This is a genomic window from Actinomycetospora sp. 2LY8.5 (assembly GCF_057180585.1).
In genome coordinates, this window is the sequence record NZ_JBXUHE010000008.1 from 48,929 (window position 1) to 64,245 (window position 15,317).

At 76.1% G+C, this 15,317-nt stretch carries 14 protein-coding genes; 9 read left to right on the forward strand and 5 right to left on the reverse strand.

Going from position 1 to position 15,317, the window contains the following annotated elements:
* The first annotated feature begins 148 nt into the window (after positions 1–148).
* Both AC2A1K_RS12330 and metX read left to right on the forward strand, forming a co-directional pair.
* Complete coding sequence (locus AC2A1K_RS12330) at positions 149–1,459, forward strand: bifunctional o-acetylhomoserine/o-acetylserine sulfhydrylase (protein WP_483896598.1); 1,311 nt, start codon at positions 149–151, stop codon at positions 1,457–1,459.
* Positions 1,456–2,586: a homoserine O-acetyltransferase MetX gene (metX, locus tag AC2A1K_RS12335; RefSeq protein ID WP_483896599.1), complete on the forward strand. Its 1,131-nt coding sequence runs from the start codon at positions 1,456–1,458 to the stop codon at positions 2,584–2,586. Before AC2A1K_RS12330 ends, metX begins: the two co-directional genes overlap by 4 nt.
* Here metX and AC2A1K_RS12340 read toward each other — a convergent pair.
* Positions 2,576–2,848, reverse strand: a complete 273-nt coding sequence (locus AC2A1K_RS12340; RefSeq protein ID WP_483896714.1) for an ArsR/SmtB family transcription factor — start codon at positions 2,846–2,848, stop codon at positions 2,576–2,578. The two genes, metX and AC2A1K_RS12340, sit on opposite strands and share 11 nt — an antisense overlap.
* A gap of 192 nt (positions 2,849–3,040) precedes the next feature.
* On the opposite strand from AC2A1K_RS12340, the gene AC2A1K_RS12345 reads away from it, so the two are divergent.
* The 6 genes from AC2A1K_RS12345 to AC2A1K_RS12370 all read left to right on the forward strand — a co-directional run bounded on the left by AC2A1K_RS12345 (position 3,041) and on the right by AC2A1K_RS12370 (position 8,785).
* The gene (locus AC2A1K_RS12345) at positions 3,041–4,150 is read left to right on the forward strand and encodes a DUF418 domain-containing protein (RefSeq protein ID WP_483896600.1); all 1,110 of its coding nucleotides are present in this window, start codon (positions 3,041–3,043) and stop codon (positions 4,148–4,150) included.
* Positions 4,151–4,246: 96 nt separating this feature from the next.
* On the forward strand, positions 4,247–5,209 hold the full coding sequence (locus AC2A1K_RS12350; protein ID WP_483896601.1) for an oxidoreductase: 963 nt from the start codon (positions 4,247–4,249) through the stop codon (positions 5,207–5,209).
* Positions 5,146–5,991, forward strand: a complete 846-nt coding sequence (locus AC2A1K_RS12355) for a PaaI family thioesterase (protein ID WP_483896602.1) — start codon at positions 5,146–5,148, stop codon at positions 5,989–5,991. The genes AC2A1K_RS12350 and AC2A1K_RS12355 overlap by 64 nt, the downstream gene beginning before the upstream one ends.
* Positions 5,992–6,037: 46 nt before the next feature.
* Complete coding sequence (cbiE, locus tag AC2A1K_RS12360; protein ID WP_483896603.1) at positions 6,038–7,240, forward strand: precorrin-6y C5,15-methyltransferase (decarboxylating) subunit CbiE; 1,203 nt, start codon at positions 6,038–6,040, stop codon at positions 7,238–7,240.
* Positions 7,237–7,980 (forward strand): precorrin-4 C(11)-methyltransferase, encoded by a 744-nt coding sequence (gene cobM / locus AC2A1K_RS12365; protein WP_483896604.1) that lies wholly within the window; start codon positions 7,237–7,239, stop codon positions 7,978–7,980. The genes cbiE and cobM overlap by 4 nt, the downstream gene beginning before the upstream one ends.
* A gap of 79 nt (positions 7,981–8,059) precedes the next feature.
* Positions 8,060–8,785 (forward strand): cobalt-precorrin-6A reductase, encoded by a 726-nt coding sequence (locus AC2A1K_RS12370; protein WP_483896605.1) that lies wholly within the window; start codon positions 8,060–8,062, stop codon positions 8,783–8,785.
* A gap of 5 nt (positions 8,786–8,790) precedes the next feature.
* Here AC2A1K_RS12370 and AC2A1K_RS12375 read toward each other — a convergent pair whose 3' ends face one another.
* Positions 8,791–11,571 carry a DUF2232 domain-containing protein gene (locus tag AC2A1K_RS12375; RefSeq protein WP_483896606.1) on the reverse strand — a complete coding sequence of 927 codons (2,781 nt, stop codon included), beginning with the start codon at positions 11,569–11,571 and terminating at the stop codon, positions 8,791–8,793.
* A 230-nt stretch (positions 11,572–11,801) separates the two neighbouring features.
* Here AC2A1K_RS12375 and AC2A1K_RS12380 point away from each other — a divergent pair, with 230 nt between their 5' ends.
* The gene (locus AC2A1K_RS12380) at positions 11,802–11,993 is read left to right on the forward strand and encodes a hypothetical protein (RefSeq protein ID WP_483896607.1); all 192 of its coding nucleotides are present in this window, start codon (positions 11,802–11,804) and stop codon (positions 11,991–11,993) included.
* Here the strand turns inward: AC2A1K_RS12380 and AC2A1K_RS12385 are convergent.
* Genes AC2A1K_RS12385 through AC2A1K_RS12395 form a run of 3 tightly spaced genes read right to left on the reverse strand, consistent with a single transcriptional unit; the run spans position 11,984 to position 15,287 of the window.
* On the reverse strand, positions 11,984–13,474 hold the full coding sequence (locus tag AC2A1K_RS12385) for a precorrin-2 C(20)-methyltransferase (RefSeq protein WP_483896608.1): 1,491 nt from the start codon (positions 13,472–13,474) through the stop codon (positions 11,984–11,986). The two genes, AC2A1K_RS12380 and AC2A1K_RS12385, sit on opposite strands and share 10 nt — an antisense overlap.
* A gap of 47 nt (positions 13,475–13,521) precedes the next feature.
* Positions 13,522–14,187 (reverse strand): precorrin-8X methylmutase, encoded by a 666-nt coding sequence (locus AC2A1K_RS12390; RefSeq protein ID WP_483896609.1) that lies wholly within the window; start codon positions 14,185–14,187, stop codon positions 13,522–13,524.
* Positions 14,184–15,287: a precorrin-3B synthase gene (locus AC2A1K_RS12395; protein ID WP_483896610.1), complete on the reverse strand. Its 1,104-nt coding sequence runs from the start codon at positions 15,285–15,287 to the stop codon at positions 14,184–14,186. Before AC2A1K_RS12395 ends, AC2A1K_RS12390 begins: the two co-directional genes overlap by 4 nt.
* Positions 15,288–15,317: the final 30 nt, after the last annotated feature.

Consider the following 15,317-nt stretch of genomic DNA (forward strand, 5'->3'; position numbering starts at 1 on the left):
GGAGGATCATCGGCGTGGTGCGAGTTGATCTCGAAGGGTTCTGGCCGAGTCGTCGCGTCGACGCCTTCGACGAGTGGTGTCGCTGAGGGGTGGCGCCCCGCCGGACGAGCACGATCCCCGACACATCGACGATGGAGTTGAGCACCTCATGACGGACGCGAGCGCCGGCTGGTCGTTCGAGACCCAGCAGGTCCACGCGGGCGCGGCCCCCGACCCCGCCACGGGCGCGCGGGCCACGCCGATCTACCAGACGACGTCCTACGTCTTCCGCGACACCCAGCACGGCGCCGACCTGTTCAGCCTCGCGGAGCCGGGCAACATCTACACCCGGATCATGAATCCGACGCAGGACGTCCTCGAGCAGCGCGTCGCCGCGCTCGAGGGCGGGGTCGCGGCGCTGGCCTTCGCTAGCGGCAGCGCGGCCACCACGGCCGCGATCCTCAACATCGCCCAGGCCGGCGACCACTTCGTGTCCAGCCCGAGCCTCTACGGCGGCACGTACAACCTGTTCCACTACACGCTGCCGAAGCTGGGCGTCGAGGTCTCGTTCGTGTCCGACCAGGACGACCTCGAGCAGTGGCGCAACGCCGTGCGCCCGAACACCAAGCTGTTCTTCGCCGAGACGATCGCCAACCCGGGCTCCAACGTCCTCGACGTGGCCGGGGTCGCCGGGGTCGCGCACGCGAGCGGCGTGCCGCTGGTCGTCGACAACACGGTGCCGACCCCGTACCTGCTGCGCCCGATCGAGCACGGCGCCGACATCGTCATCCACTCGGCGACCAAGTACCTCGGCGGGCACGGCACCACGATCGCCGGGCTCGTCGTCGACGGCGGCACCTTCGACTTCGGTGCCCACGGCGACCGCTTCCCCGGCTTCACCGAGCCCGACCCGAGCTACAACGGCCTCCGGTACTGGGAGGCGCTCGGCCCGGGCGCGTACGCCGCCAAGCTGCGCGTCCAGCTGCTGCGCGACACCGGTGCGGCGATCAGCCCGTTCAACGCCTTCCTGATCATCCAGGGCATCGAGACGCTGTCACTGCGCATCGAGCGCCACGTGCAGAACGCCGAGGCCCTGGCCGAGTGGCTCGAGCAGCGCGACGAGGTCGAGCGCGTCTACTACGCCGGCCTGCCGTCGAGCCCCTGGTACGAGGCCGCGAAGAAGTACCTGCCCAAGGGCGTCGGCGCGATCGTCTCCTTCGATCTCCGGGGCGGTGTCGAGGCGGGCCGCGCGTTCGTCGACGGCACCAGCCTGCACTCGCAGCTGGTGAACATCGGCGACGTCCGCAGCCTCATCGCCCACCCGGCGTCGACCACCCACAGCCAGCTCTCGGAGCCCGAGCAGGCGTCCGCGGGCGTCACGCCGGGTCTCGTGCGCCTGGCCGTGGGGATCGAGAACATCGAGGATCTCAAGGCCGACCTCGAGGCGGGCTTCACCGCGTCCAAGTCAGCCTCGGAGTGACGACCGTGTCCGTCCTCCCTCCCGCCACCGGTGCGTGGCGGGAGGGAGACCCGGTCGGCGACCGGCGTTTCGTCGACGTCGGCGCCGTGGCCCTCGAGAGCGGCGAGTCGATCCCGGACGTGCGCGTCGCCTACGAGACGTGGGGCCGCTTCGACGGCACCAACGCCGTGCTCGTGCTGCACGCGCTCACCGGCGACAGCCACGTCACCGGCGAGGCCGGCGTCGGGCACCCGACACCGGGCTGGTGGTCGGGGCTGATCGGCCCGGGGCAGACCGTCGACACCGACCGCTGGTTCGTCGTCGCCCCCAACGTGCTGGGCGGGTGCCAGGGCACCACCGGGCCGTCGTCACCCGCGCCGGACGGGCGTCCGTGGGGGTCGCGGTTCCCGCGCACGACGGTGCGCGACCAGGTCGTCGTCGAGCAGAAGGTCGCCGACGCGCTCGGCATCGGATCGTGGGCCGCGGTGCTCGGCGGATCCATGGGCGGCATGCGCGCGCTCGAGTGGGCGGTCATGTACCCGTCGCGGGTGGAGCGGCTGCTGCTGCTGTGCTCGCCCGCGGCGGCGTCGGCGGACCAGATCGCGTGGGCGTCCCCGCAGATCGCGGCGATCCGCGAGGACGCCGGCTGGCACGGCGGCGACTACCACGACCGGCCCCGCGGCGAGGGCCCGCACCGCGGGCTGGGTGTCGCGCGGCGGATCGCGCACAACACGTACCGGACCGCCGAGGAGTACGACACCCGCTTCGCGCGCCGGCCGCAGCCGGGCGAGGACCCGGAGGCCCACGGCCGCTTCGCCATGGAGAGCTACCTCGACCACCACGCCGAGAAGCTCGTGCACCGTTTCGACGCCGGCAGCTACGTCGAGCTCACCCGGGCCATGAACGGCCACGACGTCGCCCGCGGGCGGGGGCCGCTCGCCGAGGTGCTGGCGGGCGTCACCGCTCGCACCGTCGTCGCCGGGTCGGTGTCGGACCGCCTCTACCCGCTGCACCAGCAGGAGGAGCTCGCCGCCCTCATCCCGGGCGCGGGCGAGGTGTGGCGCATCGAGTCGCCGTACGGCCACGACGCGTTCCTCATCGAGGCGCGCCGGCTCACCGAGATCCTCGGGGAGCTGTTCAGAGCCTGACCGGGTGCCCGACGACCTCGTGCAGCAGGGCGTGCACGGTCTCGTCGGCCAGCCGGTAGCGCACGACCCGGCCCGCGCGCTGCGTGGCGACGAGCCCCTGCGCGCGCAGCAGCCGCAACGCCTGGGAGGTCGTCGTGTCCTTGAGCCCGGCGGCCACGGCGAGGTCGGACACACAGATCTCGCCCGCCGCGTGGATGCAGAGCAGCAGCGTCAGGCGGGTCGGGTCGGCGAGCAGCGCGAACCGCGTGACCCACGCGTGCATCGTCTCCCCGCTCGGCAGGGCGGCGATCGCGTCGCACACACCGTGGTTCTCGTTCAGCGCGCGATGGCGCTGCCCGAGACGAGCGGCGTCCTCCGTCGTGCCGTCCGGGGGCTCGGTGAGGTGCACCGAACCATCGTGTCATCCTCACGCCGCCGCCGAGCGGCGGCACGGAGGACGGCAGGAGGTTCCCGGGTGACCGGACCGACCCGGCTCGGCACACGGACGATCACCCCCGACCTCGCGCGGGGCCTGCTGCTGGCGCTGATCGCGGTGGCGAACGCGCACCTCTACCTGGTCGACCGGCCCATCGGCTACCGCGGCTACCCGTCGGGGCTCACGGGTGCCGACGCCGTCGTCGCGGTGGCACAGATGGTGCTCGTGGACGGGCGTGTCTTCCCGCTGTTCGCCGCCCTGGTCGGGTACGGCGTGGCGCGGCTGGCCGAGCGGGCGCCCGAGTCGGTGGTGCGCCGGCGCGGGATCGCGCTGATCGGGGTCGGGGCGTTGCACGGGCTGCTGCTGTTCCCCGGCGACATCCTCGGCGCCTACGGGCTGGTGATCGTGCTGATGGCGCCGGCGGTGGCCGGCGCGGTCTCGTCGTCGTCGCGGGGTCTGCTGGCGGTGTCCGGGGCGGTCGGCGCGTTCGGGGTGCTGCTCGCGTCGGGGGCGGCCGGCCCGCAGGGGGTTCCGACGGTCCCGTCGATCGCGGCGCCGACCCTCGGCGCGTTCCTGGCCGGGCACCCGCAGGAGTGGCTCGCGACGACGCTGTTCTCCGCGTTGCTCACGGCGCCGGCGGTGCTCGTCGGCGTCGTCATCGGGCGCACGCGCACGCTCGACGAGCCCGCGGCGCACCGGCGGCGGCTCGCGGTGTGGGCGGTCGGTGGGCTGGTCGCCGGGGTCGCACTGGGCCTGCCGCTCGCCCTGGCCGTCGTCGGGGTGTGGGCGCCGACGGGCGCGGTCGGCGGTGCGGTCGCCGCCGCGCACGCCGCGGGCGGCTACGCGGGCGCGCTCGGGCTGCTGGGTCTCATGGGGCTGCTGGGGAGCGTGCGGTGGCCGGGGCGGGGTCTGCTCGCGGCCGCCGGGACGTGGTCGATGACGCTGTATCTGTCGCAGTCGGTCGTGTTCGTGGCGGTGTTCGCGAACTGGGCCGGCGGGCTGGGGGCGAGCGCGTCGCTGGTGACGGCGACGCTCGTCGGGCTGGCGACGTGGCTGGTCGGCGTGCTCGTCGCCGGCCTGCTCGCCCGCGCCGGCCACCGCGGACCCTTCGAGCGCCTCGCCCGCCGCCTGACCTACCCACCTGGGTGATGCTCCGGCCACAGCCGGGAACGCCGCTCACGTCGCGCGGATGCGCGAGACCGCGGCCACCGTTTGGATCAGGGGAGCGCCGGGCACCGGAGCGACATGACTGCGTGGACTCCTGCCGACATCGGTGACCAGTCAGGACGTACTTTCGTCGTCACCGGCGCCAACTCCGGGATCGGCCTCGAGGCCGCCCGGGACCTGGTGCGCGCGGGCGCCCGGGTCGTGCTCGCCGTGCGCGACACGGAGAAGGGCGCCGCGGCCGCCGCGGAGATCTGCCGGCAGGACGCGCAACGATCAGGGGAGCACGCCGACACGGGAGCCGGACCCGTCGAGCCTGTCCGTGGCCGCACCGAGGTGCGCCGGCTCGACCTCGCCGACCTCGCCTCGGTGCGCGCGTTCGTCGCCGACCTCGACGGCCCCGTCGACGTGCTGGTCAACAACGCCGGGCTGATGGCGATCCCGGAGCGGCGCACCGTCGACGGCTTCGAGATGCAGATCGGCACGAACTTCCTCGGCCACTTCGCCCTGACCGGCCTGCTGCTCGACGTCGTCACCGACCGCGTCGTGACGCTCTCGAGCGCCGTCCACCGGATCGGCCGCATCGATCTGTCGGACCTCAACTGGCGCCGCCGCCGCTATCAGCGCTGGCTCGCCTACGGGCAGTCCAAGCTCGCCGACCTCATGTTCGCCTACGAGCTCGAGCACCGGTTCGTCGCCGCCGGCTCGCCGCTGCGCTCGATGGCCGCGCATCCCGGATACAGCGCCACCAACCTGCAGAGCCGCACCGAGTCGATCCAGGACCTCGGCATGAGCGTGCTCAACAAGGTCATCGCGCAGGGTCCGTCGATGGGTGCGCAGCCCACGCTGTACGCGGCGACCGTGCCCGACCTGCCGGGCGGCACCTTCGTGGGCCCGAGCGGGTTCCAGGAGATCTCCGGCCCGCCGGTGCCGGTCGGCTCGACCGTCGCGTCGCACGACCGCGAGACCCAGGCCGCCCTGTGGGACCTCGCGGCCGAGCTCACCGGGGTCACCCCGCGCATCCGTTCCGGCGCGCGGTCCTGAGCGCCGCGGGCACGACCAGCGAGGCGCCGCTGCAGATCCTGCGGCGCTGCGTCGCCGGCGACGTCCCGGTCGCGCCGGTGCACGCCGCGGTCCACGCGCGGCTGGACGCGATCGAGCCGGGCCGTGCGGACGCCGTGCTCCCCGCGCCCGCCGACGGTCTCGACGCTGCGCTGTGGCTGCTCGCCGACTTCGTCTCCGGGCTCGCCGTCACCGGCACGCTGGCGGCGGGGGAGCGGATCACGACGCTGCGCCTGACGTTGCACGTCGTCACCCGCGACGACGTCGCCGGCACCCTGCACGCGACCGGGTGCCTCGACGAGCGCGGTCCCGACGTCGCGCTGAGCACCGCCGTGATCACCGATGACGCCGGGCGGACGGTGGCCCGCGCGACCGGACGCAACGCGATCCTCGCCGACGACGTCGCCGGCGACTACCGGACGGCCGAGTCCTCGCCGTGGCCCTCGGAGCCGCGCACGCCGCACGCCCTCGTGCGCGACGGGACCGCGCCCGACCCGGTGGCCGTGAACACCGCCGAGGTGGTGCAGGGCGGGGTGCTCGCGTCGCTGCCCGCGGCCGCGCTCGCCGCCGTGCTGGGCGGCCCCGTGGACGAGGCGACCGCGACGTTCCTGCGTGCCGTGCCTGCCGACGGGCGCACCGTGCACGTCACCACCGAGGTCGAGCACGGCGGACGCCGCCTGCGCACCGGTCGCGCGGTGCTGCGCGACGACCGCGACAAGGTCGTGCTGACCGTGACCGGCCTGCGCTACGCCCCCGGCGGGTGACGAGTCTCCCGGCGACGGATCGGTGTCCGCGTGATGAGGTGGCGCGGTGAGCGTGACCGTGGTCGGCATCGGCGCCGACGGATGGCCCGGGCTGGGTGAGCCCGCCCGCCGGGCGCTCGAGAAGGCCGACGTCGTGCTCGGCGCACCACGGCAGCTCGCGCTGCTGCCGTCGTTGTCCGCCGAGCAGGTCACGTGGCCCACGCCCCTGGTGCCGGCGCTGCCCGGCCTGCTCGCCGAGCACGCCGACCGCGAGCTCGCGGTCCTGGCCAGCGGCGACCCGACGTTCTACGGGATCGGGTCGGCGGTGCTCTCGCGCGACCCGTCGGCGACGGTGCTGCCCGCGCCCTCCTCGGCGGCGCTCGCCTGCGCCCGCCTGGGCTGGGCCGCGCAGGACGTCGAGGTGCTCTCGACGGTCGGGCGCCCACTCGCCGCGGTGCGCGCGGCGCTGGCTCCGCGGCGGCGCCTGCTGGTGCTGGTCCCCGACGGCGACACCCCGGCGGCGCTGGCGGAAGCGTTGACCACCTGGGGATACGGCGACGCGGAGCTGACCGTGCTGGGCTCGCTCGGCGCGCCGGAGGAGAGCCGGGTGGACGGGCGGGCCTCGTCGTGGACCCGTCCCGGCGGTGACCCGCTCGCCGTGGTGGCTGTCGCCTGCCCGTCGACGCCGGAGGACGAACTGCTGGGACGCGCCCCCGGCCTGCCCGACGACGCCTACGCCCACGACGGTCAGCTGACCAAGGCCGAGGTGCGGGCGCTCTCGGTGTCCGCGCTGCGCCCGGTTCCGGGGGCGCTCCTGTGGGACGTCGGCGGCGGCGCGGGCAGCATCGGGATCGAGTGGATGCGCCACCACGCGGGATGCCGGGCCGTCAGCGTCGAGGTCCGGGAGGACCGCGCGGCGCGCATCCGGGAGAACGCCTCGGCGCTGGGTGTGCCCGGTCTGCGCGTGGTGGTCGGGCGGGCGCCGGAGGCGCTCGGCGGGCTCGAGGCCCCGGACGCCGTGTTCGTCGGCGGCGGGGCCTCGGCGCCCGGCATGCTCGTGGCCGTGTGGGAGGCGTTGCGCCCCGGCGGGCGGCTCGTCGTCAACACCGTCACCGTCGAGGGCGAGGCCGCGCTCGTCGCGTTCCGCGCCGAGCACGGCGGGGCGCTGCGCCGCATCGGCGTCGAGCGCGTCGCGCCGGTCGGACGGTTCGGTGGCTGGCGGGCGCTGGCCGGCGTCACGCAGCTCGTGGGTCGAAAGGAGGCCGTGTGACCGTCCGTTTCGTCGGCGCCGGACCCGGCGCCCCCGACCTCATCACGGTGCGCGGGCTGCGGGCGCTCGCGACCAGCCCCGTCTGCCTCTACGCCGGCTCGCTCGTGCCCGAGGAGCTGCTGGGCCAGTGCCCGCCGCACGCCCGCAAGGTCGACACCGCGCGCATGACGCTCGACGAGATCACCGCGTCGCTGGTGGAGGCCCACGAGGACGGCCACGACGTCGCGCGGCTGTGCTCGGGTGACCCGGCGGTGTTCTCCGCGGTCGCCGAGCAGACCCGGCGCCTGGACGCCGCCGGTGTGCCCTGGGAGATCGTGCCCGGCGTCCCGGCCTTCGCGGCGGCCGCGGCGGCGCTGCGCACCGAGCTGACCGTCCCGGGCGTCGGGCAGTCGGTGGTGCTCACGCGCGACGCCGCGAACGCGACGCCGATGCCGGAGGGGGAGTCGCTCGACGTCTGGGCCGCGGCCGGCGGGACGCTCGTCCTGCACCTGGCCGTGCAGCGCTGCGCGTCGGTGGTGGAGGCGCTCCGGCGGCACCGGCCGGCGTCCGAGCCGGTGGCGGTGGTGGCGCGCGCGTCGCGTGACGACGAGGTGGTCCTGCGGGGCACGCTCGCCGACATCGCCTCCCGCGTCGAGGAGGCCGGCGTGAAGCGCACCGCGGTGATCGTCGTGGGGCCCGTCGTCGGTGTGGCCGAGGGCTGCGACTCGCATCTGTACTCCGCGCTGCGCGCCCGGTCGTGAGCACCGTGGTGGTTCCGACCGAGGGGACCCTGCGGTCGGAGAGACGGGCGAGGGGAACCCTTCGCCGGAACGGTGCGGGGTGACGCGCCGGGTCCTCGTGCTCGGCGGCACGGCGGAGGCGCGCGAGCTCGCTTCTCGGCTCACGGCGCGGGGGGACCGGGTGACGACCTCGCTCGCCGGCCGCACGCGACGCCCGCGGCTGCCGGACGGCGACGTGCGCACCGGCGGCTTCGGGGGCGTCGACGGGCTGGCCGCGGGGCTGGGCGACGTCGACGTGCTCGTCGACGCGACCCATCCGTTCGCGGCGACGATGACCGAGCACGCGGCGGCCGCCGCGGCGCGCACCCGGACGCGGCTGCTCGTGCTGCGCCGGCCGGGCTGGACCGCCGGGCCGGGGGACCGGTGGACCCGGGTGCCGTCGCTCGCGTCCGCCGCCGACGCCATCACCCCCGGCTCCCGGGTCCTCCTGGCCACCGGCCGCCAGGGCGTCGAGGCGTTCGTCGACGTCGACGCGTGGTTCCTCGTGCGGGCGATCGAGACGCCCGCCGTGCTGCCCGCCCGCGGCGAGCTCGTGCTCGCCCGCGGGCCGTTCGCCCTCGAGGACGAGCGCGCCCTGCTCGACCGCCACAGCATCACCGTCGTGGTCGCCAAGGACTCGGGCGGCGCCACGGAGGCGAAGCTCGTCGCGGCACGGGAGCGGTCGGTGCCGGTCCTGCTCGTGGACCGCCCGCCGCTCCCGGACGGTGTCGACGCCGTGGAGTCGGTCGACGAGGTGCTCGCCGCACTTCGAGCGCCACGTCGCTGACATCGCTAGAAGGCCAGGCCGACCGCGAGGATCGCGGCGACGGTGAGGAGCAGGACGAGGTCGCGGGGTCCGGGGCGTTGGTCGGGGCCGGCGATGGCGCCGAGCCCGCCGCGGGCCGTGATCGCCTCGCCCGTCTCCGCGGCCCGGCGCGCGGCCATGGCGCACGCGAGCATCGCGGTCCGCACACCCTGGCGGAGCTGCTCGCGGGCGGGGACGGTCGCGCGCCCCACGGGTCGGCGCTGGCCGAGCAGGAGCCAGGCGGTGCGGCCCTCGGCGAGGAGCAGCGGCACCAGGCGCAGGCCCAGCGCGATCCCCGTCGCCGGGGTCCGCAGCGGCACGCGCAGGCGCCGCCCGACGCGGACCACGCGCTCCAGCAGCGGCGGGAACGCGCCCAGCGGGGTCGTCGCGACGAGCAGCGCCGCCCCGAGCAGCGAGACCAGCGTGGTCGCGAGGAACAGCACGACCCGTTCGAGCCCGCCGAGGCTCAGCTCGGTGCCGAGCACGTCGAGCAGGGGCGGGCGCGCGCTGATCGTCGACAGGATGATCGCGGGCACCCAGAGCAACAGCCAGCGCGGCGGGCGCGGCACGGCGCCCCGCGGTAGCCGGGCCGCGACCGCCCCGACCAGCAGCACCGCGGTCGCCGCGGCCAGCGTCGGCCACGTCGGGTCGACGAACAGGGCCCCGGCCAGGGCCACCAGCGCCGCGATCTTCGTCCCCGCCCAGGCGCGGTGCAGCGGCGACGGACCGGGCAGGGTGCGCACCGCCCCGAGGGCGCCGCGGGCCCGCCGCTCCGGGCCGTCGGGAGCCGACGCGGACACCCACTCGGCCGGCCCCTGGACCAGCCCGTCCTCGACCCGCAGGACGGCGTCGGCGAGGTCGGCCACCGGGCCGGTGTCGTGGGTGACGATCACGAGCGTGGTGCCGGCCGCGCGGGCGGCGCGCAGGGCCTCGCGGACGGCGGTCGCGGCATCCGCGTCGAGGCCCGCGAGGGGTTCGTCGAGCACCAGCACGCGCGGCCCCGCCCCGAGCAGGCCCGCGAGCAGGACCCGGCGCTGCTCGCCGCCGCTGAGCTCGTCGACCGGGCGGTCGCGGTACACGGCCGGGTCGAGCCCGAGCGCGGCGAGCGTGGTGTCCGCGGTGCGCGGGCCGACGCCGGCGGCGTCCTCGACCTCCTCGCCGACGGTCGGGCGCAGCAGCGCCGGGCGTGCGTGCTGGACCGCGAGCAGCGCCCCGTCACGCCCGTTGCGCAGCGGCGCACCGTCGAGCGTCACGGTCCCGCGCGCGGGCGTCGCGAGCCCCGCGAGCAGCCACGCGAGGCTCGTCTTGCCGGCACCGTTCGGCCCGGTGATCAGCACCGTGCGCCCGGCGGGGATGCGCAGATTCACGTCGCGCAGCACGGGGCGGCGCCAGGGCGTGCCGGCGTCGTGGACGACGTCGACCCCGCGCAGGCGCAACGCCCCGCCCGCCGCCGGTCGGGGCGGGCCCCACGACCCGGGCGCCGACGCGGGCGGCAGAGCGGGTCCGGGCAGCGCGACGGTGACGTCCGCGGCGCCGGGGTCGTGGTGGGTGATGTGCAGGACCGCGACACCTTCGGTCTTCGTGAGGCTGCGCAGCAGGTCGGTCACCTCGGCGCGTCCCTCGGGGTCGAGCATCGCGGTGCTCTCGTCGCTGACCACGACGGCCGGGCGCCGGGCGAGCAGCGCGGCGACCGCCAGGCGCTGGAGCTCGCCGCCCGAGAGCGTCGCGGTCTCCCGGTCGCCGGCGCCGTCGAGCCCGACGCGGGCGAGCAGCTCCGCGACCGGCACCGGGTCGCCGGGCGGTAGCCCCCACCGCAGGTCGTCCGCGGCGCGCACGCCGAGCACCTGGCTGTCGGGACGCTGGAAGACCATCCCCGTGCCGCCGACGACGCCCAGCCCCGCGTCCCCGGGCCGCTCGGCGGTCCCCCCGACGGGCGGGCGCCCCGCGACCACGCGGCCGAGCGTCGACTTCCCGGCCCCGTTCGGCCCGGTGACGACGGCGAAGGTGCCGGCGTCGAGGTCGAGGTCGACCGGCGGCCCCGAGGGCAGCACGACGTCGCGCAGGCGCAGCGGCAGCGGGGCGACCGGGTCGTTGCCGCCGCGGCGCGTCGGTAGCCGGCCGGCGAGGTCGGCGGGGAGCATCCGCTGCACCGCGCGCAGCGGTCGCGCCAGGACCAGCGCCGCGACCGCGACACCGATGAGCGTGCCGACGACCGCCATCGCCGGGATGGAGATCCACCAGTAGTCGGTGATCGCGCGGACCGCCCGGTCGCCGGCGGCCACGAACTCGGGCAGGCCGCCCCGCACCAGGCGTGCCAGCCCGCCCCACGAGGTGCGCAGCTGGTCGAGGACGAGCTCGCGGTACTCGGCGAACACCGCGAGCAGCGCCAGGCCCAGCGCGGAGGTCGGTAGGGCGAGGGCGACGACGCCGGTCAGCGCGGTCCGCACCGTCGACCAGCCGCGCCGTGTCCCGACGCCCAGCAGCCAGCCCAGCGACGCCGCCGTCGCCGCGGCGCCCGCGGGACCCACGCCGCCGACCAGGAACGCGACCACGACCGCGACGAGCACCCCGATCGGCCCTGCCCGGCCGGGACGGCGCGCCGACAGCACCGCCGCCGGGAACGCGGCGATCACCGTCCCGAGCGGGCCGATCGGGAAGAGGCGGGTCAGGACGCACACGACCGCGACGAGATCCCCGAGGGCCGCCGCCTCGGCGAGCTCGACCGCGTCGAGGGGCCGGCGCGGAGGCGACCGGCGGAAGCGCCGCACGCGTCGAGTATGCCCGCCGCCCATCCGTCGCTTGACGCTAACGAAAGCAAATACCGACGTCAGGGCTGTTCGGGTGGACCGCCCACACCGACCGTCCGGGCGTCGCCCGAGGCGCTGCAGGCCGGCGCCGCCGAGCTGCACGCCTCGATCGCCGACCTCTCGTTCGACGTCCGGGAGACGCGCCCCGACGGATCCGCGACGCCACCCAGGTCGCCTGACACGATCGGGCGATGAGCGAGGGGGACGAGCGCTGGCTGTGCCTGGGCGGGCTCCAGCACGCCTGGGTGGCGACGAACTACGACACCGGCAACGAGTTCATGGCCGCCGACGAGCTGTTCTGCCCGACCTGCGGACGCCTCGTCGCCCGCGACCGGCCCGACGAGGACTGGAACTGGATCCCGCTCGAGGGTGATCAGCCGTAGCGGCGCGGCGTGTACACCGTGCCCGGCGCCGGCCAGCGTGAAGTCGACGCGCCGATGATCAGCAGCGTGCGCATGTCGACCTCGGCGGGGTCCAGGTCCGCGAGCCGTACCACGCGCACCGACTCCTCGGGGCCGTCGACGTCGCGCCCGATCACCACCGGCGTCGACGGGTCGCGGTACTTGAGCAGCAGGTCGCGGGCGGCCTCGACCTGCCAGGTGCGCGATCGCGACGCCGGGTTGTACATCGCGACCGCCATGTCCGCGTCGGCCACCGCGGCGAGCCGGCGCTCCACGACGTCCCAGGGCTTGAGCCGGTCGGACAGCGAGATCATCGCGTAGTCGTGGCCCAGGGGTGCGCCGACCCGGGCGGCGACGGCCTGGGCCGCGGACACCCCGGGCACGACGCGCACGGCGACGTCCGGGTAGTCGGCCGCCGCGACCTCGACGACCGCCGACGCCATCGCGAACACCCCGGGGTCGCCGGACGACACGACGGCCACCCGGTGCCCGGCGCGGGCGAGGTCGAGGGCGAACGCGGCCCGCTCGGACTCGACCTTGTTGTCCGAGGCGTGCACCCGCTGGCGGGGGTTCGGGACGACCCGCGCGGTGTAGCTCGCGTAGCCGACGACGTCGTCGGCCGCGGCGAGGGCGGCCGAGGCCTCGGGCGTGAGGCGGTCGCGGGCGCCGGGTCCGAGTCCGACGACGACCACCTCGCCTGCGGTGCCCCCGGCGATCACCGCCGCGGTCTCGGCGCGCGCGGTCGGCGTCGTGTCGGCGTGCACGCGCGAGGGCACGATCCCGACCGAGAAGTACGGCACCGAGGCGGGGTCGACGTCGGCGAGTGCCGCCGTGCGCTGGGTCTCGGTGGAGGCGCGCTCGACGTAGTGCGCCTCGTCGAGCCGCCCGGACGTCGCGAGCGCGGCGCGCACCCCGGTGAACGTGCGGCCCAGTTTCATCACTGCGGCGGCGTCGGTGTCGGCGAGGCGGGCGGCGAGCTCGTCGGGCGGGAGTGTGCCGGGCAGCACGGTGAGCACCTCGTCGCGCTCCACCAGCGGGCGCCCGAGCGCGGCCGCGGCCGCGGACACCGAGGTCACACCGGGCACGACGTGGGTGGGGTAGCGGTCGGCGAGGCGCTTGTGGAGGTGCATGTACGAGCCGTAGAAGAAGGGGTCGCCCTCGGCGACGACGACGACGTCGCGGCCGGCGTCGAGGTGCGCCGCGAGGCGGGCGGCGGCCTCGGCGTAGAACGCGTCGAGGGCGCCCTGGTAGTCGTCGGTCTCCTCGGTGGTCACCGGATAGGTGAGCTGCTCCTCGATCTGGGTGCCGAGGTACTGCGCGACGATCGCGCGCGCGTTCGAGCGGCCGTGGCGCGCGCAGTGGTAGGCGACGACGTCGGCGCCGCGGACGAGGTCGACCGCGCGCACCGTCATCAGCGTCGGGTCGCCGGGGCCGACGCCGACGCCGTAGAGGGTGCCGGTCACGCGCGGACTCCCCGGGGCGAGCTCCCCTACCGGCGTGCTCACCTCCTTCATGCTCCGTCGCCCGATCCGAGCGCCAGCGCGTTCACCGCGCCGACCGTCATCGCCGAGCCCCCGCGGCGGCCGTGCACGACGACGTGCTCGAGGCCGGCCGGGTGCCCCGTCAAGGCCGCCTTCGACTCCATCGCGCCGACGAACCCGACGGGCAGCCCGAGCACGACCGCGGGCCGCGGCGCACCGCCGGAGATCATCTCGAGCAGCCGGAACAGCGCGGTCGGGGCGTTGCCGATCGCCACGACGGCGCCCTCGAGGTGCTCGCGCCACAGATCCAGGGCGGCGGCGCTGCGCGTGGTGCGCTGCGCCGCGGCGAGGTCCGGGACACGCGGGTCGTTGAGCGTGCACAGCACCTCGTTGCCGGCGGGCAGGAAGCGCCGGGTGATGCCGCTGGCCACCATCTCGGCGTCGCAGAGCACCGGGGCGCCGGCGCGCAGGGCCGTCCGCGCCGCGCTGATCGCACCGGGGGAGACCTCGGTGTCGGCGGCGAGGTCGACCATCCCGCACGAGTGGATCATGCGGATGACGACGTCGTGGGCGTCGTCGGGCAGGTGCGCGAGATCCGCCTCGGCGCGGATGATCGCGAACGAGCGGCGGTAGATCTCCGGCCCGTCGGCGATGTAGGAGGGGACGGACGACCTCTCTGTGGGACCGGCGCTCACCGGCTCACCCTCCCTGTTCGGACCGTCGTGCGATAGGTGCCGCCGGGGGTGCCCTCCACCACGGCGACCGGGCCGGCCGGTGTGCCGCAGGCCCGCGCGCAGCCCACCCAGTGGGCGTGCAGCGACCCGCCGGCGCGCCCCTCGGCGACGGCGCGGGCGAGGTCGCCGCGCACGTCGGTGTGCGACTTGACGCAGCGCGGCGCGCCGACGCAGGCCGACAGCGTCGACCACGGCGACGGCCCGGTCTCGACGAGCCCGTCGAGGCGCCGGCGGGCGTCCTCGGGGTCGGCGACGTCGCGCAGCACGACCGTGCGCCACGGGGTGACGCGCAGCGCGGCGCCCTCGTCGGCGAGCTCGGCGAGCACCTCGGCGGCCGTCGCATCGACCTCGCCGAGGCGGGGCCGGACCTCGAGGATCTCGCCCGCTTCCCCGGTTACTGGCTGGTATCGCTCGCTCGGCGAGCGATACCAGCCAGTAACTGCCTCTTCGACGACGGCGGCGCCCACTTCGGCCACCCGCCACGCCTCGCCCCGCACGGCGAGGAACGCCTCGCCCGCGGCGAGAGCCAGGGCGGCGGGGTCGTCGGCGGTCACGTCGGTGGGGGTACCGGCGAGGTGGAGGACGCCCCCGAGCACGACGGTGACGTCGGCGTCGAGGCCCAGCACGTCGCCGGAACCGTCGTCGACGGCGATCAGCAGGCGACCCGGGACGTCGGTGCGCCCGCGCAGCGCGTCGGCGATCACGCGGGCCGGCGCGTCGACCGCGGGCGAGCGCGGGGAGGCCACGACGCTGCAGGGGACGTCGCGGCCGAGGTCGTCCAGGAGCGGTGCGGGACCGCCGACCCGGGAGAGCGCGGCGGCGAGATCGTCGGCCCCCTGGCCGGAGAGGCCCCGTACCTGCCAGGATCCGCGGGAGGTCAGCTCGAGCGGGGCATCGGTGGCGGCTGCGGCCAGCAGGCGCAGCTCCGCGGAGGTGATCGCCCCGCCCACCGGGCGGAACCGCGCGAGCGCCCCGTCGGCGGCCTCGTGGCGCCGCCAGGCACCCGGGCATGCGTCCGGGCGATCGCGGACGGCGGCGTCACGTCGTCGGGCTGCGGGCATCCGTGACAGAGTAGGCGTGTCCTGCCCTCA